A 26,744-nucleotide genomic window follows, 5' to 3' on the forward strand; every position below is an offset into this window, starting at 1 on the left:
AATGCCTAATATCATTGAAGTTCCTTTTGAGGGGGCGCAGGAAAATCAGCGCAGCTCCGGTTTCGTCGCGGCGTTGGTGCTCCTGACGCTGATTGGCGGTGGCGCTGGAGCGGGCCTTGCAAAATATGTTGCTGACTACACGGAAGAGGAAGTTCATGGCCGGCTTCGCCAGCAACAGAGCTTCACCGAAACGCTGCCGTTTTCGCCTTCGACACGTCTGCAGACGCTTGAACCGCTCGTGACAAACCTGGCGTCGCCGCAAGACGCCTGGATCAGGTTGCAGGCTTCAATTCTTCTGGAAGACGATCCGGACGGTGATGTCGGTGTGCTCAAGAAAAAGGTCGAGGACGATTTTCTAGGCTACATGCGCACGCTTACGCTCTCTCATCTGGAAGGTGGTATCGGTTTGCAGCATCTTCGCGAAGATCTCACCGAGCGCGCTCAGACACGCACCAAAGGTCAGGTGAACGAAGTCATTCTGGAATCGGTGGTTATTCAATGAGCCGTCTTCTTGTTGCCGGCCTTGTACTGGTCGCGATGACGGGGGCTGCGGCTGCCCAGGTGCCGGATCTTTCTGCGTTGCTACCTGCAGGAGAGGGCAGTGCCAGCGGCCGTATCATCCAGATGATTGCACTCTTGACGGTGCTTTCTCTGGCTCCGGGCATCCTGATCATGGTGACAAGCTTCACCCGTTTCGTGATCGCTTTCTCGTTCCTGAGGTCCGGTATCGGTCTTCAAACAACACCGGGTAACCTGATCCTCATTTCGCTGGCCCTCTTCATGACTTTTTACGTCATGGCTCCAACCTTCGACAAAGCCTGGGAGCAGGGTGTTCAGCCTCTGATGAACAACGAGATCTCCGAGGAAGAGGCCTATGTGCGGATCACAACGCCCTTCCGGGACTTCATGCTCAGCCAGGTGCGCGAAGAAGATCTCGTTCTATTTGATGACCTTGCGGCCGGCCGCGTGACAGAAAACGAAGCGGCCTCTGCAGAGGAAGTTGAACTGCGTGTCTTGATCCCGGCTTTCATGATTTCCGAGTTGCGCCGGGGTTTCGAAATCGGATTTTTGATCGCGTTGCCTTTTCTCGTGATCGATATGATCGTTGCAACGATCACCATGTCCATGGGTATGATGATGTTGCCACCAACAGTCATATCGTTGCCTTTCAAGGCGTTGTTCTTTGTTTTGATCGACGGATGGAACCTTCTGGTCGGTAGTCTTGTGCGATCATTCTTGTAACCGACGGGGGCGTCGGGGCGCAAAAGGGCGGGGTCGAAAGGCTCCGCCTTTTTTTGTTTTTTTGCGATAAGATCGCGCGCGACTATATCTTTGGGTCCAAGATTAGGTCTTGGAGAAATTCGAAAAAGATCAAATTGCCCGTATCGACGTAAGCTTCACGCAAGATTGAGCCGCTAGGGTCATTTTCACAGCAGGTTGAACCCCAAACTACCCACGGTTCAAAAGCATGACGCTGCTCCTGTTGTGCCGGTGCAAACCCGGCATGTCCCAATCCAATCCAGTACACACTGACACATTGAAGGGACATATCATGTCTAGCTTGATGACGAACGCTTCCGCAATGACCGCTCTGCAGACTCTGCGGAACACCAGCGCCAACCTGGCAGAGACGCAGAACCGCATCTCCACCGGTTATCGCGTTGCCGGCGCGGAAGACAACGCTGCCTACTGGTCCATCGCAACCACCATGCGTTCTGACAACATGGCTCTTAGCGCCGTTGAAGACTCTCTGGGTCTGGGTGCTGCGACCGTCGACGTCATGTACACTGCTATGGACAGCACTGTTGATGTCATGAACGAAATCAAAGCCAAGCTTGTTGCTGCCCGTACTCCGGGTGTCGACCGCGGCAAGATCCAGTCCGACATCAACGAACTGCAGAACCAGCTTAAGTCGACTGCCGAATCCGCTGTTTTCAACGGTGAAAACTGGCTGTCTTCCGACGTGACCACCGTTACGTCGAAAGAAATCGTCAGCTCCTTCACCCGCGTCGGTGGTGCGGTTTCCGTTCTGACGACCACGGTTGATATCACCGCTACCCAGCTCTATGACACCACGGGTGGTGGTACCGGTATCCTCGATCGTGCTCTGACGAACGGTAACGTTGTCGACACCATCGACATCTCCGCTCTGACGGACAGCGCTGCCGACCTGACCACTCTGGAAGGCATGATCTCGGATGTCGACGAAGCTCTGGGCCTCATCACAGACTCCGCAACCCTGCTCGGTTCCACCAAGAAGCGCGTTGATCTGCAGAAGGACTTCGTGTCCGCTCTGATCGACTCGATCGACCGTGGTGTCGGCCAGCTCGTGGATGCTGACATGAACAAAGAATCGACCCGCCTCCAGGCTCTGCAGACTCAGCAGCAGCTCGGTATCCAGGCTCTGTCGATCGCCAACCAGGGTTCGCAGAACATTCTGTCCCTGTTCCGTTAATCCAACCAGTTTATCTGACCGGATTTCCAGGCAAGAGGACCGCGCCCTTCGGGGCGCGGTTTTTTTGTGTCCAGAATTTCCGTCTTCAGGCCCGGGTGACAGGCTCGCGCAAGGTCCAGTTCCGATAGTGGGTCAAACAGAACGTTACGTGCATGAAGGGGTTATGCATGCCGGGCCGTGAACACGCCGAAAAACTATGGGCAAACCTGATGGAACTGGGAGTGCGCAGACTTATCGCGCTCGCCTTGATCGGGCTCGCTACAATCGCGACCGTCGGCGCGGGAGCATATTACTTGAGCCGACCGGAACAGACCGTCCTCTATACGGGTCTCGACGGTGAAGACGTCACTCGCATCGGTTCCGCGCTGCGGGACGCCGGCATTCCTTTCGACATCAATTCGGAAGGCACCGCCGTCATGGTGAGCCATGCGCAGACAGCCAAGGCGCGCATGCTTCTGGCCGAAAAGGGTCTCCCGCGTGGAGCCAACTCCGGCTACGAGCTCTTCGACGAGTTGGGGTCGCTTGGGTTGACCTCCTTCATGCAGGAAGTGACACGGGTGCGAGCGCTTGAAGGTGAGCTTGCCCGAACCATCCAGCTCATGAAGGGGATCCGGGCAGCGCGCGTTCATATCGTGTTGCCAGAGAAAGGATCTTTCAGGCGCGATCAGCAGCCGCCGTCGGCATCTGTCGTCATCCGTTCCGATGTGCCAGACGATGTGCGAACCGCCGATGCCATCCGCCACCTGGTTGCAGCCGGTGTTCCGGGCATGCAAGCCGACAAGGTTACAGTGCTCGACACGTCCGGTGGTATCCTGGCTGCCGGCCAGGATCCGACCAAGGCCTCCGCAGGCCAGCTTGCCAGCCTTGAGACGGCTGTCAGCAGCCGGATCCAGGAAAACATTCGCAAGACCCTGACGCCATATCTTGGCCTGGACAACTTCGAGGTCAGTGTCGCCGCGGAACTGAACACGGACCGCAAGACGATTGCCGAGACGATTTTCGATCCGGACTCACGGACCGAGCGATCCATCCGGACCATTCGCGAAAACGAGAATGCTCAGAATTCCAGCGTCTCGGCACCGACAACGGTCGAGCAGAACCTTCCGGAAGAGGATGTGTCCGCAGACAACGGTGAGCGTTCCAGCGAAGAAAACGAGCGGCGCGAGGAAACCGTCAATTACGAGATCTCCTCCAAACGCATCGAGACGTCTCAGGATGGCTATCGTGTCGACCGTCTGTCCATTGCGGTTCTGGTTGATAAGTCCCGTCTTGCGCAGTCTCTTGGTGGCGAACCGACCCAGGCTCAACTGGATGAACAGCTGACGGAAATCGAAGCACTGGTTGCTTCTTCTGCGGGGATTGAAAAAGAACGGGGAGACCTGGTCAAGGTTGCTGTCGTCGACTTCATTGACGGCGGCCGGGCCATGGAGCCGATCCCGCCGATCAGCATCACCGAATATCTGATGCGCCAGTCCGGCAACATCATCAATGCGCTCGCAATCCTGACCGTGTCGATGCTGGTGATCTGGTTCGGTCTGCGGCCTGCCGTGGCTGCCCTGGTGCCGCAAATGGCCAAGCCGCAGGTCGAAATGGCCGAACTCGGAATGCTGCCGGAGACTGCGGAAGGGACTGCAGAAGCAGTCGACGGGGATCAGACCTTCCTGATGCCGCCGGATCATTCCGACATGCTGCAGGACCTCAACAGCCGGCGCAACAAGTCCGCGCTCCGGAAGCTGGAATCCTTGCTGGAGTTCAACGAGGAACAGTCTGCCGCGATCCTGCGCCAGTGGCTCTATGAATCGGAGCGCATCTAATGACCACCTCAATCGCTTCCCATATTCCCGTCCTGTCCGCCTCCAGATTCAAGTCCTTCGGTACATTCGACCCCGCTCTCGTGGACGTTCTGGAGCCTTGCGAGGAAGCTGTGCCCGAACCCAGCCTGGAAGAACAGCTTCAGGCCGAATACGAGCGCGGCCTGGCGGAAGGCAGTGACCGCACGATGGCTCATTTTCAGGCCATCCTGGAACAGGAGCGCGAGGAGCACGCAAGGCAGCTCAAAGACGAGCGTGACCGGTTCGACATGCGTGAATCGGCCAACGTGAGCGCCTCCATCGAAGGCTTCCTCAATGTTATGGAGCAGCGGATCTCCTATTCGCTTTCCAAGCTTCTTCAACCTTTCCTGACAGAGCAGATCGTCGACCAGCTGGTCGATGCCTTTGCCGGCAATCTTCGGCAACTGACCGAGGAAACGGAGGGCAAAATGATCAGGCTGCGCGGACCGGAAACTCTGGTCAGCCGAGTGCTGGAGCAGTTGCCGGCCTTGAGAGACCGGATCGACGTTCAGCATGCTGATCAGGTCGAACTGGTGGCTCTGCTTGACGAGACAACCATTGAAACACGGCTCGGACAATGGCTCGGCCAGCTTGAAGCCTTGAAAGGGGAGGCAGACTGATGTTGGACGGCGTCCCGAATGAAATCGTAATTGTCCGGCGCAAGAACAGCTGGGAAGACGATCAGCTGCCACATGGCGTCTGGAAGATTGCCTACGCGGATTTCATGACCGCATTGATGGCCTTTTTTCTGGTCATGTGGCTGATCAACGTGACCGACGACAGCGTGCGTCGCGGCGTTGCGCAGTATTTCAACCCGGTCAAACTTGCCTCCACGGCTCCGAACCGCAAGGGCCTGAACGATCCGGAAATCAACGGCGATACCAACGAAGCCGGCACCAAGCTTTTCACTGGCAAATTGGGTGGGTCTGATGCGCCGGTCGATCAGGATGAGAACTTCGGTGATGGCCTGGACAAGGGACATAGGCTGGAGGAGGTGGTCGAGACACCGGAGATGGGTGGGGCGCCGGCCTCTGGGCAGTTTACCCAGACCCATTCGGAATCGATCCTTTTCACCGATCCCTATGCCGTACTCGACACCCTTTCGCAGAAAATCCGTGTCGCCGATGTGCGGGAGGACAACCCAAAGGGTATCGGCACAGGTCTTCAGAAAAACGAAGGCGTTCAGGGTGGGCAGGCCTATCGGGATCCCTTTGATCCTATGTTCTGGCAGTTCCGTCCTGGCCGAGGTGTCGCCAGTGCCGAGGCAGCTCCTGACGTAAGTTTGCCGGGCGATGGTACCGCGCCTTCTACCCAGGCTCTGGCCGGCGAATTCGCCTTTGCTGCGCCGTTTGAAGATGGCACGCAACCTGAGACCGGCATTACCCGGCAAAACGGAAACGCTGCCCCTGGAAATGGGCCTAGCAACGGGGACTACATGGCGGAACAATCCGGAACGACGTCCTTTGAATTTGTCGGCAACGGCGCACTTCCCGACAACGGGGATACGACGGATCAGGTCGTCGCTCATGTGCTTGGCAAGTCGCTTGAGGCGTCTTCAACCGAGGTGATCGCTGAAGTCCAGACAGAAACGGTCATTGGTACCGGAGACGGTGGGGGCACCTACGAAGAAGACTTCACGGAAAGCAGCGCCGAGGTACTGGTCGCCCGTCTTTCGGAAGTCCTTGCCCAGACCGAGGGGACAGCTCTTGAGGAAACCGCCAGTCAGATTACGGTGACGAGAGAAGGTGAGGGAGCCTTGATCAGCCTTACCGACGACCAGAACTTCGGTATGTTCGCCATCGGGTCTGCCGAGCCGCGCCCGGAACTCGTCAAACTGCTTGAACGGATTGGCAAGGTGGTTGCCGAAACTCCGGGACAGATTGTCATCAAGGGCCATACGGACGCGCGCCCTTTCAAAAGCAAGACCTATGACAACTGGCGCTTGTCGTCGGCACGCGCCCACATGGCTCTCTACATGCTCACTCGCGGAGGTGTCGGCAAGGACAGGTTCAACCGGGTCGAAGGCTATGCCGATCAGGATCTGAAAGTTCCGTCCGATCCTCTTGCTGCCTCCAACAGGCGGATTGAGATCTACTTGCTGGAAGGGGCTCGGTAATGCGCTGCCTCTCCATCAGGATCCCTTGCTTCAAAGGTCTGCTCCTTGGCTTGATGGCGGCCGTCTTCTGGGTGTCGGCTGCCTGGGCGCAGCAGGTTGGCAAGCAGACTTCGGATCCGGAACCATTTGAAATGATCCGGTCGCTGCAGTCCTTGCAGGAGCAGATCGCACAGGGCAACAGCCATGCGATGCAGGCGCAGCGAGCCTTGCTGACAAAGATGGACGCAAGTTTCGTCGTGTTGCCAGCTGAGGCGTGGCAGGAACCACGCAACGCGCGGGCGGCCGTCATCCATCTTCTGAGTGGCGGACACCCAGACGTAATGCGGTATCTCTTGTCCCTCGATCCGGCACCCGCTGTCGACCGCAAACTCATGGAAGCGTCGCTTGCCTATGTCGAAGGCAGGGAAGAGGACATGATCGTTCTTCTGGCGGAGATCGATCCGCTGGAACTGCCGGCAAGCCTGGGGGGGCATGTCGCACTGGTAAAGGCTGCACCCTACATCCGCACGGATCCGGAAAAGGCGATGGAACTGCTTCAAGTCGCCAGCCTACTGATGCCTGGAACGCTCGTCGAGGAAGCTGCTCTTCGCCGGGAAGTCTTCGTCGCTGGGATGACCGGCAATGTCGATCGCTTTCGAGTTCTCAGCATCCGGTATCTTCGCCGGTTCCGCACGTCGGTTTACGCCGGTGATTTCCGCAGGCGATTTGCCCTGTCACTGGACACGCTCGGATTTGTCAAAAGCGAGGACAAGTTCGCGCTTCTGGATGACGTGCTGCACGAATTCGATGCCGACAGCAGGCGCGGTCTTTATCTTCGGCTGGCCCGTTCTGCCCTGCTGGCAGGCCATCTGAATGTCGCGCGAAAGGCAACGGGAGAAGCGCTGACGCTAACCGTCGACGGCACCAAGGAAAACGAAATCCTGAAGATCTACCTTGCGGCGACCCGTCTCGACCCGGAGTTCATTACAGCCAACCGTGACCTGTTGTGGTCGATCGACAAGTCGATACTGACTGCGCAGGACCTGGCGATGCTTGACGGCGTCTACACCGTGCTCAACTCGGTCCGGCATTTTCCGGAGCCGCCGCCCAACGTGATCGGCGAATTCAACGTCGCGACCAATATGGACGCTCCTGAAGATCAAAGCTGGGTCAGCGCGGACATGGAACTTGCGAATGTTCTGTTGCGCCGGACGGGAAAGTCCCTCGCTCAATTGGGAGAACAGGATGAGCGTTAACACTCAGGCATTCGTTCCGACTGCGCCGAAGTCCGGCAAGTCGACGGACGCTGGAACGGGCGAGCGCGGGCAAACCTCTTCCAAGGAAGCCGCGGCTGCATTCCAGGCCGTGATGCAGAACATGAAAAAAGGCGATGCTGCTGAAGATGCGGCAGGAAAACCCGGGTCTGAAACATCTGATCAGGCTGACGGGGCTACGGGTGACGCCAACGGCAAGACCGGTTCCGGCAAGGAGCAGGCGGCAGGTTCGGCGGCATTTTCGACCAGCAATCTTGTCGACGCCCTGCGTCAGGCTTCCCAGAACGCACTGTCACGCAAGGCGAAGGAGGGCGAAGGCCTGGATGGTGCGGCCGAGGGACAAACGGACCCGAAGGCAGAAACCATGTTGCAGAGTTCAGCAGCCCATGTGGGATTGTCGCTAAATGCGGTGCTGGCTGGAAAACCCGGGCAGGTTCCCTCGTCACAGGCCCAGCCTGGCGCGGCCCCTATGCCTTCGCTCCTGCAAGGGCAGGCCAACGGCATGCCGGTTGGCGATCCTGATGGACCTGGACAGACCGGAACTTCTTCGCTCTTCGCGCAGTTCGGCGTCGAACCGGAGACAATTTCCGACGGCGAAGGACGTGGCGCTATTGGCCGGTCCATGTTGCCGGACGAAGCGGCGGGCACCGTCAAGGTTCTGCGCCAGGAAACCCACTTTGCACCGAATATGCGGCTCTCCCCCGCGCAACAGGTAGGTGACCAGATCGCCGCTGCGGTCAAGGATATGGCTTCCAGCTCCGCATCACTTGACGGTGGCATATCTGCCAAGGCGGAAGGCCCTGTTCTGAAAACACTGGATATCCAGCTCACGCCACATGAGCTCGGCACCGTGAAAGTGTCTCTCAGGATGGTCGGTGATACAGTGGAAGTGTCGCTTGTAACAAGCAGGGCGCAAACTGCGGAACTCCTGAAGCAAGACCGGCAACTGCTCGATCAGATGCTCAGGGCGACCGGGGTCAAGGCTGATGCCATCTCGATCCAGGCCGGAGACGACCGGATCCAGGTCCAGGCGGGCAGCAACGCTTCAGGCCCTCAGGCCCAGAACCAGAATGGCGCTGGTGGCGGCAACCCGTTTGACGGCCAACCGCAGAGTTCCGGCAACGGTGCCGGGCAGCAGAATGGGCGACCGGGACAAAACTCCAGAGAAGACGCGTATCAGGCTTCTGAAACAACAAGAGGAACAGGTCATGAGGAAGGTTCTGACATCAGCCTTTCTGACGGCATCTATCTTTAGTGCTCTCGCCGTTAGCGTGCCTGCGGCTGCCGAGACCCAGAACGTTTGCGAACGCGAGATGATCTCGGCAGCGCGAAAATACAACGTGCCGCTCGGCGTGCTTTATGCGGTCGGGCTGACGGAAACCGGTCGGCGCAATTCGCTGTACCCCTATGCCCTCAATATCGAGGGAAAGTCCGTGTTTCCTCCCAGCCGGCAAGCCGCGAAGCAGGATGTGATTGATGCACAACAGCACGGCAAGAAGCTGATCGACATCGGCTGCATGCAGATCAACCATCATTACCACGGTGACCAGTTCCGTTCGGTGGATCAGATGCTGGAACCACGGGCAAATGTGCAATATGCGGCAAGGTTCCTGAAGGACCTGAGGCGGCGCCAGGGATCCTGGACGATGGCTGTTGCCCGCTATCATGCGGGTCCGAACAATGATCCCGCGCAAAAACGGTATGTCTGCACGGTGATCCGCAACATGGTTGCTTCCGGTTTTGGAAACTGGACACAGCAGTCAAAGCAATTCTGCGGCGCCTGATCTCTGAAATGCACCGGACAGCTTGCCCGGTGCTTTCGTTTTGTTTGATAGATAAATTTTTATATAATTAAGTATCTGAATGGAAAGAATAATTATTTTCTCGCAACAGCTTCGCGCAAGTTAGGTCGGTTTGACTGTCTCCAGTTGATTTGGACACAGGAGACCTGTCATGGGCCTTTTCGGAGTTATGCGAACCGGCGTTTCCGGCATGAACGCACAGTCGAGCAAGCTCGGCACAGTTGCCGAAAACATTATGAACTCGAGCACGACAGGCTATAAGCGGGCCCAGTCGGAATTTTCCTCACTGGTCGTTTCGCAAGGGGCTGGCTCGTTCAACTCCGGCGGCGTCGAAGCACACACCCAGTACCAGGTTTCCAAGCAAGGAAACATCAGCTTCACCACGTCGAAGCTTGATCTTGCGGTGGATGGCAACGGCTTCTTCGTTGTCGGCAACGAGGCAGGTGAAAGCTTTCTGACCCGCGCCGGTCACTTCGTTCCGGATGGAGATGGCTATCTCCTGAATACGGCCGGCTATTATCTCCAGGGCTATCCGATCACGGGCAACACCGCGCCAACAACCGTTGCCAACGGTCTTGGTGGTCTGGAGCGGATCAACATCACCCAGAACCAGCTGGAAGCCACTCCCACCAGCGAAGCGTTCCTGCGCGTGAACGTGAGTGAAGACGCGGCGATTGTACCGGCAGCGGATCTGCCGTCTGCCAACGCAGCAACCGCGAGCTATTCCCACAAGACGTCCATGATCGTGTACGATAACCTCGGCAACGAGGTGAAACTGGATGTCTATTACTCCAAGGTCACGGAAACGGCTGCAGACAGTGACTGGGAAGTCTCGATCTACAACGCGGCAGATGCCGCACCCGGCGGCGGGTTTCCCTATACCTCTCCGGCATTGAATACCCAGACGCTGACCTTCGACGTCACCACAGGCAATCTCACCGGTGCCAGTGCGACCGCAATCAATATCGCGGTTCCCAATGGTGGCACCTTCGACCTGGACCTTGATCAGTCGACCTACCTGAATGCCGATTTCACGGTCACCAACGTTGATGCGGACGGGAACGCGCCGAGTGCGGTGAAGAACGTTGAATTCTCTGACGACGGCACTCTGTTTGCCATCTACACCAACGGTGACCGTCGGGCGATATACAAGATCCCGCTGGCGGATGTACCGAGCCCGGACAGGCTCTCCAACAAATCCGGCAACGTCTACAGCACGTCCTTCGATTCCGGTGATGTCCGGGTCGGTTTCGCGGGCGAGGGCGGCCTTGGCAGCATCAAGGTTGGTGGTCTTGAGGACTCCAACGTCGATCTCGGCAACGAGCTCACCTCGATGATCGAATCCCAGCGCACCTACACGGCCAATTCCCAGGTGTTCAAGGCCGGTTCCGACCTGCTCGAGCAGCTCGTCAACCTGGTCCGCTAACACGGCTCACCCGCCAATCGGAAAGTTATTGTCATGAGTTTGTCTGTAGCCCTCAAAGTCGCCCAGTCCGCGCTGGCCGCAAGGCAGACAGAATCCTCCGTGGTTTCGCGAAACATTGCCGGGGCTCAAGACCCCGGCTACTCGCGCAAATCCGTTCTGTTGAGCCAGACCTACACCGACACCGGTCAGGCCGGCGGCCTCAAGGTCGACGGTATCGGCCGGGTGACGGACAGCGCGCTGTATTCGTCGCTCCTGTCCTCCACCTCCACTGGATCCTCCCAGGAAGCGGTCCTGGCGGGTCTTACCCGTCTCGCTGAAACCACAGGCGATACCCAGAACCACATGTCCGCTGCGGCAAAGCTCGGGGCGCTGAAGCTGTCGCTTCAAAACTATGCTTCCGATCCCAGCAACGCGATCCAGGCGCAGGACGTTCTGCAGGCCTCCAAGGACATGGTGCAAACGCTCCAGTCAGGAACGGCACTGGTGCAGGATGTGCGCACCAACGCGGATGCGGACATGGCGACCTCTGTGCGTGAGATCAACACGCTGTTGAAACAACTCGAAGATCTCAACTCGGTTATCGTGCGGGGAACGCAATCGGGGGCTGATGTCACCGATGCCCACGACAGCCGCGACCAGGTTCTGCTCAAGCTGTCCGAGGAAATCGGCATTACCACGCTGAACCGCAGCAATGGCGATATTGTGGTCTACACGGACAGCGGCGTGACGCTGTTTGAAACCAAGGCCAGAGCGGTCACCTTCGAGCCGACCATTGTTTATGGTGCTGCTACCACGGGTAATTCCGTGATGGTGGACGGCGTTCCCGTGGCGGGGCCGGGCGCTCTCATGGAGATCAAGTCCGGCAGGCTGCAAGGTCTTGCCGAACTGCGCGACGAAGTCGCGGTGACCTATCAGGGCCAGCTCGACGAAATCGCGCGTGGTCTGATCGAAGCCTTCGCCGAAAGCGATCAGAGCGGTGGCGGCAATCCGGATCAGGCTGGCCTGTTCACGTGGTCTGGTGCACCGGCGGTGCCGGCATCCGGCACCCATATCACCGGGCTTGCTGCGGAAATCGTCGTCAATGCCAACGCCGATCCGGATCAGGGCGGCGACCTGGACAGGTTGCGCGATGGCGGCATCTCCGATCCGTTCGATCCCAATTACAACTACAACCCGTCCGGCGCTGCCGGGTTCTCCGACCGTCTGCAGGAACTGGTTTCCGCCTTTGACAAGGACACCGTTTTCGACAGTGGCGTGGAACTCGATCCGACCGACACGTTGTCCGGCTTTGCCGCTTCATCCGTCAGCTGGCTGGAAGCCGGCCGAAAGACCATGACGAGCAATGTCGAGGTGCAGACCGTCATTCTCAGTCGGACGGCAGAAAACCTCAACAACAAGACAGGCGTCAACATCGACGAAGAAATGACGCTGCTACTGGAAATCGAGCGATCCTACTCAGCGGCGACACGGCTCATCAGCGCCGTCGACGGCATGCTGGAAGACCTTCTGGCTGCGGCGAGGTAACAGTTATGAAAACCACCTATATCTCCACGATCACACTCGCCGATGCGTCTCGCCGGCAGATCCAGAACCAGTCCAGCCTCGTGCAGAAGCTCAGCATCGAGCTGTCCTCTGGCCGCAAATACGACGTCGGCCTGGATCTTGGGACCAAGACCGGCGAAAGCGTGTCGCTTCGGTCCGAGTTTCATTTTCTCAATGGCATTATGGATACCAACGCGCTTACCGCGTCGCGGCTCGATGTCAGCCAGGCGGCAATGGGCGACATTCTGACGGATGCGCAGGACTTTCTGGCGACCCTTGTGGCCCTGCGTGAGAACAACGGCAGTTCGGACATCGTCAAGGCGGATGCCGTCGGCAATCTGGAGCTTCTGACGTCCCGTCTAAACACCCAGCTCAACGGCAATTTCGTCTTTGCCGGCATCAATACGGACCAGGAACCTTTCGCGGATTATTCCGATCCGACGTCTCCGAACAAATTGGCCGCCGATGCAGCGTTCATGACCGAGTTCGGGATGGCGCAATCCAACCCGGGCGTTTCGGGCATCACACCTGCGGCAATGTCCACTTATCTGAACGGTGCCTTCGAGACGATGTTCCAGAACCCGGCCTGGGGCACGTCCTGGTCGAGTGCGTCCAGCAACGTGATGGTCAGCCGTATTTCGGCGAGTGAAACGGTGTCCAGTTCCGTCAGCGCAAACGAGCAGGCCTTCAGAGACCTGGCCGCGGCCTACACGATGATGTCCGACCTCGGTAACGAGGACCTTGATCCCGAAACCTGGAAGGTGGTGGTCAACAAGGCGATCGAGAAGCTCGGCACCGGTATTGCCGATGTCACCAGCCAGATGGGCAAGCTCGGCAATGTGCAGGAGCAGGTCAAGCTAGCGAGTGAACGGTTGAAGGTTCAAACCGACATCCTGAACCGGCGCATCAACGACCTTGAAAACGTCAATCTGGAGGAAACGTCGGTGCGTCTCAACACGGCTCTGACACAGCTTGAGACCACCTATGCGGTCACGGCCCGCATGCAGGGTCTGAGCATTCTCAACTACCTGTGATCGTGGCCGAATGTCTGATTTTTCGTATCAAACCCAACCTTGAGAGGGCCCATGTACAATTTGTCTTACGCTGAGGTTATGGACGATCTTTGCTCTGACCAGCGGCTCAACGAACATGAGGCAATGTCGATCGTGATCGGCAAGCTCAACGTCGCCCAGGAGCGCGGCGTCAAGTCTCCCGAAGCCGTCGACGCGCTGTTCTACACACGGCGCCTGTGGAGCTACTTCCTGGAACACCTGGCGGACGACGCCAACGAATTGCCGATCGAAACGAGAGCCAATCTGATCTCTGTCGGCATCTGGGTCCTGAAAGAGGTCGAATCCTTGCGCCAGTGGGAGCAGGAGGACTTCTCCGACATCATCCAGATCAATTCCATCATCCGCGACAGCCTGGACGGTTAAACTCATGAAAATCGGTTTGAAAGCGGGCGAACGCCTGTTCATCAACGGTGCGGTGATCCGGGCCGAACGGAAAACCAACATCGAACTGCTGAATGATGCCGTATTCCTGCTGGAAGCCCATGTGCTTCAGCCAGAAGAGGCGACGACGCCGCTTCGCCAGCTCTACTTCATTCTCCAGACCATGATCATCGATCCGGCAGCCGCCGGTGCGGTTCAGGACATGTTCCATCTCGTGCTTGGTTCCGTGAAGTCGGCGTTCTCGAACAAGGAGGTGCTGATGCATCTCGACAAGGTTGAGGAGCTGGCAAAAACGGATCGGTGGTTCGAGGCAATGAAGGTTGTGCGTGCGCTCTATCCGCTGGAGGCAAGCCTGATGCTGGCCGAAAAGAACCGGCGCGCGCAGGAGACCCGGCAGACCGCGCCCCGGCCGGCGCCAAGAGAAAATTTTCAGTACGGCCCCAGGTTGGCCGTTGTTTAAGGAGTGATTAGATGACCAGTGTTGAAGGCGTCAGCGCCACCCAGGGTGCTGCCTCGACTGCATCCGCTCAGAAGCAGCTGACTGTCGACTACGACACCTTCCTGCATCTGATGATGGCTCAGATGCAGAACCAGGATCCGACCAATCCCATGGACGCGTCCGAACAGCTCGCGCAGCTCGCAAGCTTCAGCCAAGTTGAGCAGTCTATTCAGACGAACGCCAAGCTGGAAACGCTTCTGACCAACCTTTCGTTCGGTCAGGTAGATGATCTGATCGGGCGGACCGTGACCGACGCCAACGGCACGACGGGTGTCGTGGAAAAGGTTGAAGTCTATTCCGACGGCACCGTGCTCGCGCTCGACAACGGTCAGGGTGTTCTGCTTGGACCGGGTGTAACCATTTCCTGAGCGGATGGAATGACATGAATGAAGTTGATGCCCTGGACCTGGTCCGGACTGCAATCTGGACGATTCTCGTCGGATCTGCCCCCGCGATCGTACCGGCGATGATTGTCGGTATCGGAATTGCGTTGCTGCAGGCCCTGACCCAGGTTCAGGAAATCACTCTTACCTTCATTCCGAAGATCGTGGCGATCCTGGTCATGATCGTGGTCGCCGGACCTTTCATCGGCGGCCAGATATACTCGTTGACGACCCTGATCTACAATCGGATCGAAACGGGGTTCTAGCGACGGTCTGCAGGACTATTCTTGCATGGTTTCAGGTGCCGTCGTGCTCCTGAATTTATTTGTCGTCCTGGTTTGCAGCGATAGCTGTAAGCCAGGATCAGGTCCTTTGCGTTGTCGGCGAAACCTTTCACCTTGGCGCATGTCGCTAATGGATCCAGGCCTTTGCCGGGATGACAAGGTAGATGCGTTTCTTGCATCCATTTCTCCTTGAACCACGGCTTGCTTCAAGCGCGAAGGCCGCTCCCTTCAGAGCCTGGAGCGACCATCGTCGGTCAGAGCGCTCTAACTTTCCCGAACTTCCCTCCTGAAATCCTTCTTCAAAAAAGCCTCGCGCAAGCTTCAAGGGCGAGGTTGCCAGGTATCAGACCTGCAGCAGAGAGAAGGCATGACAGACACCTCCCTTTCGCCGGCTGCCGGCAATGCGCCGGACAGCCGCCGCGACGTCGGCTTTGCCATAGGCATCGTCCTAATCCTGGCCGTTCTTTTTCTGCCAATCCCGACATTCCTGATCGATATCGGCCTGGCCATGTCGATCGCACTGTCGGTGTTGATCCTGATGGTTTCGCTCTGGATCCAGCGCCCGCTCGATTTCTCGTCTTTCCCGACGATCCTGCTGATCGCCACCATGCTGCGGCTGTCGCTCAATATCTCGACAACGCGCATGATCCTTGCCAACGGCCACGAGGGGCTGAATGCGGCAGGCTATGTGATCAACGGCTTTTCGCAATTCGTGATGAGCGGTGACTTTGTCATCGGTCTGATTGTTTTTGCGATCCTGGTCATCGTCAACTTCATGGTCATCACCAAGGGCGCAACCCGTATTGCGGAAGTTGGCGCACGCTTCACTCTGGACGCGATCCCTGGCAAGCAGATGGCGATCGATGCGGATCTTTCCGCAGGCCTTATCGATGACAAGGAAGCACAGCGTCGGCGCAAGGAACTGGAAGAGGAAAGCTCCTTTTTCGGCGCCATGGATGGTGCCTCCAAATTCGTCCGCGGCGACGCGATTGCCGGCCTTATCATTACGGCTGTGAACATCCTTGGCGGCATCGTCATTGGCGTGACCCGCTATGACATGACGGTTTCCAACGCGGCAGACGTTTTCACCAAGCTCTCCGTCGGCGATGGCCTCGTCTCTCAGATCCCGGCGCTGATCGTTTCGCTGGCGGCTGGTCTGCTGGTATCCAAGGGCGGCACCAGAGGGTCGACCGACAAGGCTGTTCTCGGCCAGCTTGGCGGCTATCCGCGTGCCCTGTTCGTCGCAGCTATCCTGATGGCCATCTTCGCGTTGATGCCTGGTCTGCCCATGTTGCCGTTCCTGCTGCTGGCGATCCTGATGGGCTTTATCGGCTATGCCATTCCGAGGCGTTTGGCAGCGGCGAAAAAGGTCGAGGACGACAAGATACGCGCAGCGGAGGAACAGGCAAAGCTTGAGGAAAAGGACTCCGTCAAGGAAACGCTCAAGTCGGCTGAGGTCGAACTGGTGCTTGGCAAGCAGCTTTCCGCCGAGCTGCTGACGCGAACCGGTGAACTGTCTCGCCGCGTTGCCAAGATGCGCCGGAAGTTTGCCGAGCAGTATGGTTTTGTCGTGCCCGATATTCGGGTCACCGACAGTCTGACGCTTGATCCGAAGAGCTACCAGATCAAGATCCACGGCACCATCATTGCTTCGCAGCATCTGAAAGTGGGTGAACTGCTGGTCATTCCGAACAATGACGAAGCACTGCCGGTACCGGCTGACCAGACGCGTGAGCCTGCATTCGGGATGCCAGCCTACTGGGTGCCGCCTGCGTACAAGGACGAACTCAAGCGCCGCGGCATGACGCCGGCCGAGAACATCACGGTCATCCTCACGCATCTGAGCGAAGTGATCCGCAACAACCTGCCGCAGCTCTTGTCCTACAAGGATATGCGCAAGCTGTTCGACAGGCTGGACCCGGAGTACCAGAAGCTTCTCGACGATATCTGTCCGGCGCACACGTCTTTCTCCGGTCTGCAAGCGGTGCTCAAACTTCTGCTGGCGGAACGGGTTTCGATCCGGAATCTCAACCTGATCCTGGAAGCCGTTGCCGAGATCGTTCCACACGTCCGCAGATCGGAGCAGGTGGTGGAGCACGTTCGAATGCGCATCGCCCAGCAGATTTGCGGCGACCTTGCAGAAGGCGGCCCTCTGAAAGTGCTGCGTCTCGGAAACCGATGGGATCTAGCCTTCCACAATGCCCTGAAACGGGACGGGAAGGGCGACGTTATCGAGTTCGACATCGAGCCGCAACTGGTGGAGGAATTCGGCACGCAAATGTCCGACGCGGTCAAGAAACACATGAAGGACGGAAGCCGCTTCGCGGTGGTAGCGGCACCTGATGCCCGGCCATACGTACGCATGATCGTGGAGCGCATGTTCCCGACCTTGCCGGTCCTGTCGCATCTTGAAATCGCTCGCGGAGTGGATGTTTCCGCGCTCGGAAGCGTCTCGTGATTTCCGGCGGTCTCTTTTTCAGCACCTTCAGCTCCTCGCTGCTTCTGGCGGTCTTCCTGTTGTTCTGCCGGATAGGAGCGTGCCTGATGGTGATCCCGGGGTTCGGCAGCAACCGTGTGCCGGTGCATGTTCGCCTGTTCATCGCGCTTTCCGTCGCGTTGGCCTTGTCGCCTCTGTTGGCACCAGGCGTACAGGCGTCCTTGCCGGATGAGCAGCTCGGCACTGTTGCCGGCTTCATCGGGGCGGAGTTGCTGACCGGAGCCTTCATCGGTTTTCTGGGACGCATCTTTCTGGCGGCCCTGGAGACGCTGACGACGCTGGTGTCCATGGCAATCGGCCTGTCGAACATGCCGGGCATGCCGATCGATGGCGTGGATTCCCTGCCGCCTGTCGCAAACCTTTTCACGGTGACGGCAACGGCGATGGTCTTCATCACCAACCAGCATTGGGAAATTCTGCGCGGGCTTGCAGCTTCCTATGAAGCGATCCCGGTCGGGCAGCCGCTGGCGGCCGTGACAAGCCTGGAGCAGTTCGCCGAGCAGTTGGGCCGAACCTTCATCCTGGCATTGCGGGTGTGCAGCCCGTTCATCGTCTACACGGTTGTTGTGAACTTTGCCGTCGGCCTCGTCAACAAGCTGACACCGCAGATCCCGGTCTACTTCATCTCCATGCCGTTCGTGATCGCGGGTGGTCTCTACTTTCTTTATCTCGTCATCGCGGAGGCCATCATGATCTTCCTCGACGGCTACTTCACTTGGCTCCAGATAGGTTAGGCAATCCTGACCGTGAAAGGTTCCTGTTCCATGGCAAGAAAAAGTCAGGATATTGAACGTTTGTTCCGGATGCAGAAGCAGATATTCCTGTTTTCATCCTGGCTACTTCAGAAGCTTGACGCTCAGGTCTATCAGCTGAACGAAAAGGAAAGACGCATTCTGCTGGCCCTTTCGAATGGCGACCTGGCACAGCACGACAGGTTTATCGCCAACGCTGCCGAGCGGCTGAGACGCATCATCGAGGAGATGTCACGGCTCAGCGAAGCACGCGCAAAGGTGAACTCCGAATATGATCGCCAGCGGTTGATGCTGAAACTCATGGCTGAACGTCTCGCCAGGATGCGTGGGGAGGAACAGCGTGCTGAAGAAGAACGGGACCTGATGGATCTGCTCGACTGCAGATACGGGTGAAAGCCACTTGGCGTGAACGGGGCATATTCGTCGCCGTCCAGCAAGAAGACGCAAGCCTCCCGCAAGCTGCACAGGTTATTCCTGAGGATGCAAACAAGGTTCGGTTCAAGTGTATTGCTTGCCTTGCCCTGTCGCCTGCCGGGCCTTGTTTGCACCTTATGTTTTTCGAGGAGCCCAGCATGGCGATTTCGCCTCCTTCAGATCTGATCCTGGATGTGTCCAAGGCTGCCGATCCGGTGAACCTTGCTGACGCCACGAACCGTCTCAGGTCTATTTCCGCTGGTGGTTCGGGAGATGGCTTTGCACTTGCCTTTGCCGGTGCGACGAACCGGGCAGGAGCCACTGAAGGCAGTTTTCGAACCGCCAATTACGAAGGACCGTCCCAAAAATCTCCTGCGGAGAAATTCGAGGCGATGATCCTCAGCCAGTTCGTCGAAACAATGCTTCCGGATGACTCCGAAGCGGTCTTCGGGTCCGGAACCGCCGGGGAAATCTGGAAATCGATGCTTGCCGAACAGGTCGCAAACCAGCTTGCCGCCAGTGGCGGCGTCGGTATTGCCGGCCTGATTTCAGATACGCTTGAAAAGGGAGTTAAAGCCTGATGGACGCTGCCAACGATGTTGACTTTCAGGACGTTGCCGTGACCGATCTCGCACTTCAGGAATTCACCCCCGATCCGGTGCGGTCCATGCCGCTGGTGGTCGCCGTTCGCCGAGCAATCGGCGCTGTGCGCGAGGAAACCCGGGCGCTTCGTGCAAACCCGACAGCGGACCTGAAGATCTTCGAATACGGCAAGAGCCAGGCTTTGCTTGACCTGTCCAGGGCTCGGACACTCGTGCCGCCGGCGTTCTATTCCGAGGAGTTGCGCGAAGACATCGCCGAATTCAAGGAAGTGCTCGATGAGAATGTCGGCCTGTTGCAACTGCACATGAATGCGGTGACGGAAGTTGTCGGCATGATGTCCAGAACCATGATCGACTATGAATCCGACGGCACGTATCAGGCACCGTTTCCGGAGAGGGCTCGATGATCAAGACCATCGTTGCCGGCCTCTGGATGTCTGCCACCATGCTGGCGTCCGGTTACGGCACCACGCAGTATCTGGCAGCCCAGAAAAGGGTCGGCGACGATGAGCCGGCGTTTGTAGGGCTGGATTATGAGACAGTGAACCCGGTCAACGTGCCGATCCTGTTTGATGGCACGCTGCAGGGATATGTGGTGATCAAGATGGTTTTCACAGCGGATGGCGATACATTGCGCCGCCTGCCTGTGCCGCCACACCCTTTCCTGGTGGATGAAGCCTTCCGGGTACTTTATTCGGATGAAACCCTCGATTTCCGTAGCCTGGAACGTTACGACTTGGAGGCTTTCACCGAACGTCTCAAGAAAACCACCAACGCTCGTCTCGGCCGGCCTGTGGTGCACGACGTCCTGGTGGAGGAATTCAACTATTTCGACAAGGAAGACGTGATCACGCACTAGCTGCTGATCCTTGTCTTGTACTGAAAAACTTCTTCTGCCGCCTCCCAGGCAATTGGCGCCCAGTTTCGGCTGGGCGCTTTTTTTGATCCTCACCGCGGCCTGTTTGTGCTTGATGGAACAGGACTATTCGGAAAACCTACGGAATAGACCGAGCGCAGAGTGCGTGACTTTGCCTGGTACGGTTTGGAGGATAGGCTCATGAAGACGATACCGGTATCGAGCAGTCGTGGCTCAATCGATCTGACTTCCGATGATATCCAGGTTTTGGAAAACGCAGTTGAAATCCTGCTTTATTCCGATGTTGAAGACGGTGAGCAGGCGAGGGAAATGCGGCTAACCGGAAAAAGCCTGCACGAAATCATGGAGCGCTTGTCGACGCTTCTGGGAGAGTGAATTTGAGCGATGGCAGGTCAAAATAAATTCGTGGTGCTTGTTTCGCGGCATCTAGTGAATGCCGATTTCAGCCATCGGTATCGAAAATCGTGTCGATCGCCTGGAAGATGGTCTTGTAGACACCGATTTCGTCTTTGGCGAAATCTCCGTGAGGCACCGCTCTTTTTGCTTCGGCAATCAAGTCGGCCTTGATGGCTGCCAGATCCACTTGCGTGCCCATCGGCCGATTTGAGAGCTCCACGTGCAGGCGCTTGGCGATCCCGGCATAGGCGACGATTGCAGTCACCATGTGGGCGGGATCCTCCGGGATCTGGATTTTCTTCATACGCGCCGTTTCTCTGGTTTCAGTTGCAGGTAGTTTCAAGGTCCGAAAGACCCGAAACGCGCGGCAGGGCCAACAGCATATGGTGCTAGGCTGGCAGAATTGAAGCAAGTTGGGGAATTTCGGTAAGTTGCCGAGGCGTCAGGCGAAATAGCCGGCCGGCACATCGTTCGCATCTGTGCGGACGAGCTGCCTGACAAACCGAAAATTATTTGAGATGCCTGAAACGCAACTACCGCAATCGGGCGTCCTTCAGGGCCTCAAGCAGCAGTTCCGTTTCTTTCGCCTTGTTGCCACCGGCGTCCGGCACTTCGACATAGGAAACGTTGACTGCATTGTCCGGCCAGGCGAGGACTGCGGTAAAATAGATCCAGACACCCTTGTTGAAGAATTCCAGATCCAGGGAAATGCGCGGGGTGGTTTCCCACTCGACATCTGCCTGTGCGGCCATGGAATAGCGCAAGGAGCCTTCCTTGAAGAAGAGCTCGGCCGATGTCTTGATCAATTCATCGATATTGCCGTGCTGGTCTGTTCGTATGTAGGCGACGAAGTCGACCACATCGACGAGTTTCAGATCTTCGATAAATTCGGTCAGAGCAGAGGCAATTGCTTCCTGGCGCTGCCGGTCGCATTCCAGTGGCGACGGTTTCGTGCCGTTGCCTTCAGGCATATCGTGCATTCCCCGGACCTCCAAATACATTAAATTATACAGCAGTTTTGGTCTGGCGTGAGTACACGTAGCAAATGATTTCCGCAACTGCTCTGTAGAATTCCGGCGGGATCATCCTTTCAACTTCTGTAGCGGCGTAGAGGGACCGTGCGAGTTGCCGGTCCTCGATCACGGGAATATTGTTCGCCTCGGCGATCTCCCTGATCTTCAGCGCAATCAGATCCTGCCCTTTAGCTACAACAATCGGGGCAGGGTTTTGGTCCCCGTCGTAGCGCAAGGCAACAGCGAAGTGTGTCGGATTGGCAACAATGAGGGTTGCTTGCGGCACGGCTGACATCATGCGGTTTCGTGCCCGGTCGCGTGCGAGCGAGCGTTGCCGGGCCTTGACGATCGGGTCGCCTTCCATCTGCTTGTGCTCGTCCTTGATCTCCTGCTTGCTCATGCGCAGGTTCTTGCGCCAGTGCGAGCGGGACCAGAGAATGTCGACTGTAACCAGTAGAATGGTAACGATGCAGACGCCGGCGATCAGCTTCATCGATATCTGAAGGATCGCTTCGGGAAGTGCGCTTGGATCTGTGAACATGGCGTTGATCAGTTCCGCTTCATTCGCCCGGAACTGGCCATAGACGATGGCACTGACCGTGGAGAACTTGAAGACTGCCTTGAGGAACTCCACAAGGCCCTGGGCTCCGAATATGCGGCTCCAGCCCTTGGCCAGCGAGAGCTTGGAGGCATCCGGCTTGATGCGGTGAAAAACGATGCTGGGCGTGTTCTGCAAAAAAGCGGACGCAAGACCGGACGCGGCAAGCAGTGCGACAATCGGGGCGAGGAAGACCATGACCTCGATCGACACTGCATGGGAGAGCAGCAATGCGTCGGCGCTGTTTCCAAGATCCACTCCTCCCGAAAGGTCCAGAAGATGCGTCAGCGTTTGCACGAGCTGACTCGATGCCGATGTAACAACGAAACTGCCGATCAAGAGCGTCGCGATAAATGTTGCCAGAACGGGGGCTTCCCGTGAGACCGGGGTGTTGCCCTTTTCTATGGCATCGCTGATCTTTTTCTCGGTCGGTTCCTCTGTTTTTGAATCCTTGTCTTCTTCCGACATCCAGCCACCCGGTGTTCAGGCTCAGATCACGTCGAACCGCTTGCAAAGACGATCACGCAAAGAATGCGCCTTCGTCCTGCTTCGGATTCAGCTCGATTTCACCACGCGATGCCATTTCCAGCGCGAGGTTGGTGATCGCACTGCGGGCATCCAGTACGTCGCGCTGAGCGGCCGGTTCGCCGGCTGCCAGTTCGTGTTCGGCGATACGACGTGCGCGTGATGTCAGCGATGACAGGATCACTTCCCGGAACTGGGCATTGGTTCCCTTCAGGGCCAGCACGATCCGGTCCGTCGGGATCTGATCGAAAATCGCCATGCGGGTCCGGGCGTTGAGATTGGTGATGTCGTCGAAGGTAAAGAGCAGACCCTTCAGAAGTTCTGCGGTTTTCGGTTTCACCTCGTTCAGGTTCTCCAGAGCGTCTTCCATGTGCTCGCGGTCCATCTTGTTGAGAATGTCCGCCATGCGAGCATGGGAGTCGGCTTCCAGGGTGCCCGACAGGTTGAGCATGAAATCCTCATGCATGGTCTTTTCGACGTCGCGCATGATTTCCGGCACAACCGCCTTGATCGACAGCATGCGCCGGACAAGAGAGTTGCGCGTCTGGTTATTGATCTGGCCGAGAACCTTTGCTGCTGCACTCGGCTTTATTTTTGTCAGGATCAGCGCGGCGGTTTGCGGGTGTTCCTTCAGGAGATAGTTTGCGAACACCGTTTCGGAAACCGTGGTCAACCGGTCCCAGATAGACCGGTTGGAGTTGCCGAGCACGTCCGACATGATGTCTGCAAGCTGATCGTCCGGCAGGACACCTTCCAGCATTTTCTCCACTTCGTTGGCCGAACCATAAAGCGTCGTGCCATGAGAGAACTGCTCGATGAATTCCTCGGCCAGCCGATCAAGTTCTTCCGATGCTACCGTGCCGAGCTGAGCTGCCGAGACGGTGATCATCCGGATTTCTTCCTGATCGAAATGCCGGAGCAGTTTCTGCGAACTCGTCTTGCCCAGCGACAGCAGCAGAGCGGCCACGCGCTGTGTACCGTTCATTCGGCGGGCAGGCGGAGCTGGCGGCTTGGCCAGGTTTGCAGCGGTTGCTGCGGCGGCGTTGGCGGAATTCATCATTTTGTCACTTCAATCCTAAGGAGACAGCCTTGGGCAAACCGGAGAATGTGAGGCCGGAGAAATTCGACCTCAGATATCCATACCGCCGGCCTGGGCGCTCATGATCTCCGTCAGCGAAACGCCGAAGCGCGAGTTGTCGTCTTCCACGACCACTACTTCTCCGCGGGCGATGACACGGCCGTTGACCACGATGTCGATCGGTTCGCCGACACGATGATTGAGCGGAATGACCGCGCCGCGACCGAGTTTCAGGAGGTTGGAAACCAGCATGGTCGCAGATCCGAGAACCACCTGGATGTTCACGGGAATGCCGAGGATGGTGTCGAGATTTCGGTCGTCACCGATGGTATCGCCATTCTGGTTCTTTTCCGGCGATTCCACCTTGGCGAAACTCGCGGCATCGGCCGGGCGGGTTTTCGGGCCTTTTTCAGCGTCGATGTGATCGATGATTGTTTCGGACATTACATCTTATCCTTCTGGTTCATGGAGACCGTGCGGAACGGGCTTTGCAGCGAATTGTCGATACGGTGGACGCGCGTGGGTGCCTGTTGATGGACCTGGCCGCGATGAATGGTCGTTTCCTTGCGCCCGCCGGACTGAGCGGAACCGGCGGCGCCAGCTGCCTGCTCGCCTGCAGTGTCGTCGGCGAAGATGTCGATGTCGTCGCGAACGGGCGCAAAACGTTTCGGGTCATGCAGGACGGCGGTCGCCTTGGAGAGCTCCTTCAGCTCCGCGCGCAGCACGGACTGCTGGCGCTTTGCCTCACGAGTCAGACCGTCGATTTCCGCGATCAGCTCCCGAGCATCGTCCATCCGGTTACCGAGCGCATTGAGGATCTGTGCACCCTTGACGTTGATCTCCTGGATCGAGACTTCGATGCCGTCGAGCGCGAGGGCGGTCTGATCGAAGATACGCTGGTAGTCATCGTGGTAGCTGCCCAGTCGGCGCAGCTCCCGGTGCATGGAAAGCATCCGGACCGTGGTCGCGACAAGCGCGAGCAGGAGAACGCCATCAACGATTGCGGAGATCATCGAAAAGATCCTTTTCTTCCTCATGGATGAGCTCTTCGATCTGCAACGTGTAGGATCCGTTCAACTGTCCAAGCTGGCAGGTGAAGACGGGCTGGTCGTTGCAGGCGAGTGTGACCGGAGAGCGGGCTGTCGCCTGAAGTTCGATGACCTGTCCGACCCGGAGGTTTGCAAGGTCGCCGAGCGACATTTCACGTTCTTCGAGAATGGCTTCCAGCTTGACTTCGGTGCGCTGGATCTCGTTGTGGAAATGCTGGGTCCACTGTTTGTCGCGGCTCGACATCTCGCCGGACAGAACCTGGGAAAGGCGCTGCCGCAGCGGGTTCAGTGTCGAGTGCGGCATGACGATGAAAACTTCGCCGCCGCGCCCGATTGCCTGTTGCAGCAGGCGGGCCACCACGGCCGGGTTGTTCCGCCGGCCAACCACCGCAAAGTCCATGCGGCTTTCGATGCGCTCGATCTTCAGCGTTGTTTCGGCAATCGGGGCAAAGCTCTCGGCAAGTGCCTTGGCGGCTACCTCGAACATGGTGCGCGCGATTCGCGTTTCGATGTTCGAGAAGGGGCGTTCATCGTCGATGGGAGGCTCGGTCCCGTCAGCACCGAAGAGGACATCCACCAGTGTAAAGATGAAGTCCCGGTCGAAGCCGACGAGTACACGGGCATCCCATTCCGGAGAATAAAGCACGGCCACCAGAGCATTGGATTCGAACTCGTCGAGTACGTCGCCGATGCGGTTGTTTTCAACGTAGCTCACCGAAATGTAGGACGGTGAGGGGGACTTCTGGCGCATGGCGTCGGCCATCAGGCGAGCCATGCGGTCGAACACCACCGGAAGCATCGGCAGGCGGTCAACGGAAATTCCGGCGGCATCCAGCAGTCTGTCGGCGATCATCGCGCGTTCGGAGCTGGAAGCATTGGAGCTTGCGGTCGCTGCTTCGATCATGGCTTAGGCGGCTCCCTGCAGGTCCTGGACGTTATCGGCACCAGCGCCGCCAGCACTCATCGTCTCGTTTTCAACTTCGTCGATGGTTGGACGGTCGTAGTCGGAGATGGTCTTGCGGCCATGCTCCAGGGCGATCTGCGGATCGGCGCCGTTCATGAAGGCAAGCAGGGTCTGCTTGACGACGATGTAGGTACGAAGGCGGGACTCGCGGACGTTGCGGATCTTGGAGGCGATCGGGCCGAACAGCGAGTAGGAGAAGAAGATGCCGACAAACGTGCCCACGAGTGCCGCGCCAATCAGGCTGCCCAGCAGCTGAGGAGACTGGTCGATGGCGCCCATGGCCTTGATGACACCGAGTACGGCCGCGATGATGCCGATGGCAGGCAATGCGTCAGCGATGCTGCTCATGGCATGGTACGGCTTCATCTGGTCGCGATGGATGGTGTGAAGTTCTTCGTCGACCAGCGCTTCGATTTCGTGAGCGCGGGCATTTCCGACGATGATCAGTCGGAAATAGTCGCAGATGAAGGTTGTCAGACTGGCATTGCGCAGAACCGACGGATACTTCTGGAAAATTGGAGAAGTATTCGGGTCTTCAATGTGCGGCTCGACCTGGTTGCGGCCCTTGGCGCGAAGCTCACGCATCAGGCCGTAGAGAAGTGCCAGAACGTCGAGATATTCCCGCTTGTTGGGAACTGCGTTGCGCAGCGCATCCGACACGGCAACCAGGGTTCCCCTGATTACCTTCATTGGATTGGCAACGACAAAAGCACCGATAGCGACGCCAAGAATAATGACGAGCTCCCACGGCTGCCAGAGGACGGAGACCTTGCCTCCGAGTGCGGCAAAGCCGCCTATAAGGGACGCGCCTGCTATGATCAGGCCGATAAGAATAGTCACCTAACAGCTCCCAACTGGTGTGGATTGCAACTCTGATTGGGAGGACGCTAGCGGCCGAGACTTGCCTGAAGCTGACGCGCGAAAGCCTTCTGA

Annotated in this window: 31 protein-coding genes; 23 read left to right on the forward strand and 8 right to left on the reverse strand. The window is 57.7% G+C overall.

Annotated features, from left to right (window positions below; translation table 11 throughout):
- The first annotated feature begins 1 nt into the window (after position 1).
- The 23 genes from J7447_RS27270 to J7447_RS27380 all read left to right on the forward strand — a co-directional run bounded on the left by J7447_RS27270 (position 2) and on the right by J7447_RS27380 (position 20,563).
- Positions 2-502: a flagellar basal body-associated FliL family protein gene (locus J7447_RS27270; protein ID WP_022998501.1), complete on the forward strand. Its 501-nt coding sequence runs from the start codon at positions 2-4 to the stop codon at positions 500-502.
- Complete coding sequence (gene fliP / locus J7447_RS27275; RefSeq protein WP_022998502.1) at positions 499-1,242, forward strand: flagellar type III secretion system pore protein FliP; 744 nt, start codon at positions 499-501, stop codon at positions 1,240-1,242. Before J7447_RS27270 ends, fliP begins: the two co-directional genes overlap by 4 nt.
- Before the next feature lie 310 nt (positions 1,243-1,552).
- A complete protein-coding gene (locus tag J7447_RS27280) occupies positions 1,553-2,455 on the forward strand; it encodes a flagellin (protein WP_031268437.1) in 903 nt (300 codons plus the stop codon).
- Between the two features lie 167 nt (positions 2,456-2,622).
- On the forward strand, positions 2,623-4,269 hold the full coding sequence (gene fliF, locus J7447_RS27285; RefSeq protein WP_209171501.1) for a flagellar basal-body MS-ring/collar protein FliF: 1,647 nt from the start codon (positions 2,623-2,625) through the stop codon (positions 4,267-4,269).
- The gene (locus J7447_RS27290) at positions 4,269-4,907 is read left to right on the forward strand and encodes a hypothetical protein (protein ID WP_209171502.1); all 639 of its coding nucleotides are present in this window, start codon (positions 4,269-4,271) and stop codon (positions 4,905-4,907) included. The genes fliF and J7447_RS27290 overlap by 1 nt, the downstream gene beginning before the upstream one ends.
- Complete coding sequence (locus tag J7447_RS27295) at positions 4,907-6,403, forward strand: MotB family protein (RefSeq protein WP_209171503.1); 1,497 nt, start codon at positions 4,907-4,909, stop codon at positions 6,401-6,403. The genes J7447_RS27290 and J7447_RS27295 overlap by 1 nt, the downstream gene beginning before the upstream one ends.
- Complete coding sequence (locus J7447_RS27300; protein WP_209171504.1) at positions 6,403-7,638, forward strand: chemotaxis protein; 1,236 nt, start codon at positions 6,403-6,405, stop codon at positions 7,636-7,638. Before J7447_RS27295 ends, J7447_RS27300 begins: the two co-directional genes overlap by 1 nt.
- Positions 7,628-8,911: a flagellar hook-length control protein FliK gene (locus J7447_RS27305; protein WP_209171505.1), complete on the forward strand. Its 1,284-nt coding sequence runs from the start codon at positions 7,628-7,630 to the stop codon at positions 8,909-8,911. Before J7447_RS27300 ends, J7447_RS27305 begins: the two co-directional genes overlap by 11 nt.
- On the forward strand, positions 8,865-9,440 hold the full coding sequence (locus J7447_RS27310) for a transglycosylase SLT domain-containing protein (RefSeq protein ID WP_062488687.1): 576 nt from the start codon (positions 8,865-8,867) through the stop codon (positions 9,438-9,440). The genes J7447_RS27305 and J7447_RS27310 overlap by 47 nt, the downstream gene beginning before the upstream one ends.
- Positions 9,441-9,609: 169 nt before the next feature.
- Positions 9,610-10,884 carry a flagellar hook protein FlgE gene (locus tag J7447_RS27315; RefSeq protein WP_168686783.1) on the forward strand — a complete coding sequence of 425 codons (1,275 nt, stop codon included), beginning with the start codon at positions 9,610-9,612 and terminating at the stop codon, positions 10,882-10,884.
- 33 nt (positions 10,885-10,917) lie between these two features.
- Positions 10,918-12,408 carry a flagellar hook-associated protein FlgK gene (gene flgK / locus J7447_RS27320; protein ID WP_152506482.1) on the forward strand — a complete coding sequence of 497 codons (1,491 nt, stop codon included), beginning with the start codon at positions 10,918-10,920 and terminating at the stop codon, positions 12,406-12,408.
- A gap of 5 nt (positions 12,409-12,413) precedes the next feature.
- Positions 12,414-13,460, forward strand: coding sequence for a flagellar hook-associated family protein (locus tag J7447_RS27325; RefSeq protein WP_022998512.1), 1,047 nt, complete (start codon positions 12,414-12,416; stop codon positions 13,458-13,460).
- A gap of 51 nt (positions 13,461-13,511) precedes the next feature.
- Positions 13,512-13,862, forward strand: coding sequence for a flagellar biosynthesis regulator FlaF (flaF, locus tag J7447_RS27330; protein WP_022998513.1), 351 nt, complete (start codon positions 13,512-13,514; stop codon positions 13,860-13,862).
- Between the two features lie 4 nt (positions 13,863-13,866).
- A complete protein-coding gene (flbT, locus tag J7447_RS27335) occupies positions 13,867-14,340 on the forward strand; it encodes a flagellar biosynthesis repressor FlbT (protein WP_022998514.1) in 474 nt (157 codons plus the stop codon).
- 11 nt (positions 14,341-14,351) lie between these two features.
- Positions 14,352-14,747, forward strand: a complete 396-nt coding sequence (gene flgD, locus J7447_RS27340; protein ID WP_022998515.1) for a flagellar hook assembly protein FlgD — start codon at positions 14,352-14,354, stop codon at positions 14,745-14,747.
- A gap of 14 nt (positions 14,748-14,761) precedes the next feature.
- Positions 14,762-15,028, forward strand: coding sequence for a flagellar biosynthesis protein FliQ (fliQ, locus tag J7447_RS27345; protein ID WP_022998516.1), 267 nt, complete (start codon positions 14,762-14,764; stop codon positions 15,026-15,028).
- 385 nt (positions 15,029-15,413) lie between these two features.
- Positions 15,414-17,504: a flagellar biosynthesis protein FlhA gene (gene flhA / locus J7447_RS27350; RefSeq protein ID WP_055654445.1), complete on the forward strand. Its 2,091-nt coding sequence runs from the start codon at positions 15,414-15,416 to the stop codon at positions 17,502-17,504.
- Positions 17,501-18,277, forward strand: coding sequence for a flagellar biosynthesis protein FliR (fliR, locus tag J7447_RS27355; protein ID WP_022998518.1), 777 nt, complete (start codon positions 17,501-17,503; stop codon positions 18,275-18,277). Before flhA ends, fliR begins: the two co-directional genes overlap by 4 nt.
- A gap of 30 nt (positions 18,278-18,307) precedes the next feature.
- A complete protein-coding gene (locus J7447_RS27360) occupies positions 18,308-18,688 on the forward strand; it encodes a hypothetical protein (protein ID WP_209171506.1) in 381 nt (126 codons plus the stop codon).
- Positions 18,689-18,867: 179 nt separating this feature from the next.
- A complete protein-coding gene (locus J7447_RS27365) occupies positions 18,868-19,290 on the forward strand; it encodes a rod-binding protein (protein ID WP_209171507.1) in 423 nt (140 codons plus the stop codon).
- Entirely contained in the window at positions 19,290-19,718 is a 429-nt protein-coding gene (locus J7447_RS27370) for a hypothetical protein (protein WP_022998521.1), read from the forward strand. The genes J7447_RS27365 and J7447_RS27370 overlap by 1 nt, the downstream gene beginning before the upstream one ends.
- Complete coding sequence (locus J7447_RS27375; protein WP_055654441.1) at positions 19,715-20,170, forward strand: hypothetical protein; 456 nt, start codon at positions 19,715-19,717, stop codon at positions 20,168-20,170. Before J7447_RS27370 ends, J7447_RS27375 begins: the two co-directional genes overlap by 4 nt.
- Positions 20,171-20,368: 198 nt before the next feature.
- Positions 20,369-20,563, forward strand: a complete 195-nt coding sequence (locus J7447_RS27380; protein ID WP_209171508.1) for a hypothetical protein — start codon at positions 20,369-20,371, stop codon at positions 20,561-20,563.
- 67 nt (positions 20,564-20,630) lie between these two features.
- Here the strand turns inward: J7447_RS27380 and J7447_RS27385 are convergent, their stop codons facing one another.
- From J7447_RS27385 to motA, 8 genes are all read right to left on the reverse strand, one after another.
- Positions 20,631-20,888 carry a hypothetical protein gene (locus J7447_RS27385; protein WP_077292797.1) on the reverse strand — a complete coding sequence of 86 codons (258 nt, stop codon included), beginning with the start codon at positions 20,886-20,888 and terminating at the stop codon, positions 20,631-20,633.
- 229 nt (positions 20,889-21,117) lie between these two features.
- Complete coding sequence (locus tag J7447_RS27390; RefSeq protein WP_022998525.1) at positions 21,118-21,564, reverse strand: hypothetical protein; 447 nt, start codon at positions 21,562-21,564, stop codon at positions 21,118-21,120.
- Positions 21,565-21,589: 25 nt separating this feature from the next.
- Complete coding sequence (flhB, locus tag J7447_RS27395; RefSeq protein ID WP_168686788.1) at positions 21,590-22,663, reverse strand: flagellar biosynthesis protein FlhB; 1,074 nt, start codon at positions 22,661-22,663, stop codon at positions 21,590-21,592.
- Positions 22,664-22,715: 52 nt separating this feature from the next.
- On the reverse strand, positions 22,716-23,780 hold the full coding sequence (locus tag J7447_RS27400) for a flagellar motor switch protein FliG (RefSeq protein WP_022998527.1): 1,065 nt from the start codon (positions 23,778-23,780) through the stop codon (positions 22,716-22,718).
- Between the two features lie 69 nt (positions 23,781-23,849).
- Positions 23,850-24,242: a flagellar motor switch protein FliN gene (fliN, locus tag J7447_RS27405; protein WP_022998528.1), complete on the reverse strand. Its 393-nt coding sequence runs from the start codon at positions 24,240-24,242 to the stop codon at positions 23,850-23,852.
- Positions 24,242-24,811: a hypothetical protein gene (locus J7447_RS27410; protein ID WP_075283157.1), complete on the reverse strand. Its 570-nt coding sequence runs from the start codon at positions 24,809-24,811 to the stop codon at positions 24,242-24,244. Before J7447_RS27410 ends, fliN begins: the two co-directional genes overlap by 1 nt.
- Complete coding sequence (locus J7447_RS27415; protein WP_022998530.1) at positions 24,792-25,751, reverse strand: FliM/FliN family flagellar motor switch protein; 960 nt, start codon at positions 25,749-25,751, stop codon at positions 24,792-24,794. Before J7447_RS27415 ends, J7447_RS27410 begins: the two co-directional genes overlap by 20 nt.
- Positions 25,752-25,754: 3 nt before the next feature.
- The gene (motA, locus tag J7447_RS27420; protein ID WP_022998531.1) at positions 25,755-26,651 is read right to left on the reverse strand and encodes a flagellar motor stator protein MotA; all 897 of its coding nucleotides are present in this window, start codon (positions 26,649-26,651) and stop codon (positions 25,755-25,757) included.
- Between the last annotated feature and the right edge of the window lie 93 nt (positions 26,652-26,744).

This window comes from Labrenzia sp. R5_0 (genome assembly GCF_017743835.1).
Taxonomy (GTDB): domain Bacteria; phylum Pseudomonadota; class Alphaproteobacteria; order Rhizobiales; family Stappiaceae; genus Roseibium; species Roseibium algicola.

What these genes read in the sequence shown, in the direction of transcription:
- J7447_RS27410 (WP_075283157.1), bottom strand. Translation starts at nt 24,811, where the DNA reads ATGATCTCCGCAATCGTTGATGGCGTTCTCCTGCTCGCGCTTGTCGCG.
- J7447_RS27290 (WP_209171502.1), top strand. Translation starts at nt 4,269, where the DNA reads ATGACCACCTCAATCGCTTCCCATATTCCCGTCCTGTCCGCCTCCAGA.
- flhB (WP_168686788.1), bottom strand. Translation starts at nt 22,663, where the DNA reads ATGTCGGAAGAAGACAAGGATTCAAAAACAGAGGAACCGACCGAGAAA.
- J7447_RS27375 (WP_055654441.1), top strand. Translation starts at nt 19,715, where the DNA reads ATGATCAAGACCATCGTTGCCGGCCTCTGGATGTCTGCCACCATGCTG.
- flgD (WP_022998515.1), top strand. Translation starts at nt 14,352, where the DNA reads ATGACCAGTGTTGAAGGCGTCAGCGCCACCCAGGGTGCTGCCTCGACT.
- J7447_RS27370 (WP_022998521.1), top strand. Translation starts at nt 19,290, where the DNA reads ATGGACGCTGCCAACGATGTTGACTTTCAGGACGTTGCCGTGACCGAT.
- J7447_RS27270 (WP_022998501.1), top strand. Translation starts at nt 2, where the DNA reads ATGCCTAATATCATTGAAGTTCCTTTTGAGGGGGCGCAGGAAAATCAG.
- fliF (WP_209171501.1), top strand. Translation starts at nt 2,623, where the DNA reads ATGCCGGGCCGTGAACACGCCGAAAAACTATGGGCAAACCTGATGGAA.
- J7447_RS27365 (WP_209171507.1), top strand. Translation starts at nt 18,868, where the DNA reads ATGGCGATTTCGCCTCCTTCAGATCTGATCCTGGATGTGTCCAAGGCT.
- flaF (WP_022998513.1), top strand. Translation starts at nt 13,512, where the DNA reads ATGTACAATTTGTCTTACGCTGAGGTTATGGACGATCTTTGCTCTGAC.
- J7447_RS27300 (WP_209171504.1), top strand. Translation starts at nt 6,403, where the DNA reads ATGCGCTGCCTCTCCATCAGGATCCCTTGCTTCAAAGGTCTGCTCCTT.
- J7447_RS27380 (WP_209171508.1), top strand. Translation starts at nt 20,369, where the DNA reads ATGAAGACGATACCGGTATCGAGCAGTCGTGGCTCAATCGATCTGACT.
- flbT (WP_022998514.1), top strand. Translation starts at nt 13,867, where the DNA reads ATGAAAATCGGTTTGAAAGCGGGCGAACGCCTGTTCATCAACGGTGCG.
- fliN (WP_022998528.1), bottom strand. Translation starts at nt 24,242, where the DNA reads ATGTCCGAAACAATCATCGATCACATCGACGCTGAAAAAGGCCCGAAA.
- fliQ (WP_022998516.1), top strand. Translation starts at nt 14,762, where the DNA reads ATGAATGAAGTTGATGCCCTGGACCTGGTCCGGACTGCAATCTGGACG.
- J7447_RS27400 (WP_022998527.1), bottom strand. Translation starts at nt 23,780, where the DNA reads ATGATGAATTCCGCCAACGCCGCCGCAGCAACCGCTGCAAACCTGGCC.
- flgK (WP_152506482.1), top strand. Translation starts at nt 10,918, where the DNA reads ATGAGTTTGTCTGTAGCCCTCAAAGTCGCCCAGTCCGCGCTGGCCGCA.
- J7447_RS27295 (WP_209171503.1), top strand. Translation starts at nt 4,907, where the DNA reads ATGTTGGACGGCGTCCCGAATGAAATCGTAATTGTCCGGCGCAAGAAC.
- J7447_RS27360 (WP_209171506.1), top strand. Translation starts at nt 18,308, where the DNA reads ATGGCAAGAAAAAGTCAGGATATTGAACGTTTGTTCCGGATGCAGAAG.
- fliP (WP_022998502.1), top strand. Translation starts at nt 499, where the DNA reads ATGAGCCGTCTTCTTGTTGCCGGCCTTGTACTGGTCGCGATGACGGGG.
- J7447_RS27305 (WP_209171505.1), top strand. Translation starts at nt 7,628, where the DNA reads ATGAGCGTTAACACTCAGGCATTCGTTCCGACTGCGCCGAAGTCCGGC.
- J7447_RS27280 (WP_031268437.1), top strand. Translation starts at nt 1,553, where the DNA reads ATGTCTAGCTTGATGACGAACGCTTCCGCAATGACCGCTCTGCAGACT.
- flhA (WP_055654445.1), top strand. Translation starts at nt 15,414, where the DNA reads ATGACAGACACCTCCCTTTCGCCGGCTGCCGGCAATGCGCCGGACAGC.
- J7447_RS27385 (WP_077292797.1), bottom strand. Translation starts at nt 20,888, where the DNA reads ATGAAGAAAATCCAGATCCCGGAGGATCCCGCCCACATGGTGACTGCA.
- J7447_RS27325 (WP_022998512.1), top strand. Translation starts at nt 12,414, where the DNA reads ATGAAAACCACCTATATCTCCACGATCACACTCGCCGATGCGTCTCGC.
- J7447_RS27390 (WP_022998525.1), bottom strand. Translation starts at nt 21,564, where the DNA reads ATGCACGATATGCCTGAAGGCAACGGCACGAAACCGTCGCCACTGGAA.
- J7447_RS27310 (WP_062488687.1), top strand. Translation starts at nt 8,865, where the DNA reads ATGAGGAAGGTTCTGACATCAGCCTTTCTGACGGCATCTATCTTTAGT.
- J7447_RS27315 (WP_168686783.1), top strand. Translation starts at nt 9,610, where the DNA reads ATGGGCCTTTTCGGAGTTATGCGAACCGGCGTTTCCGGCATGAACGCA.
- J7447_RS27415 (WP_022998530.1), bottom strand. Translation starts at nt 25,751, where the DNA reads ATGATCGAAGCAGCGACCGCAAGCTCCAATGCTTCCAGCTCCGAACGC.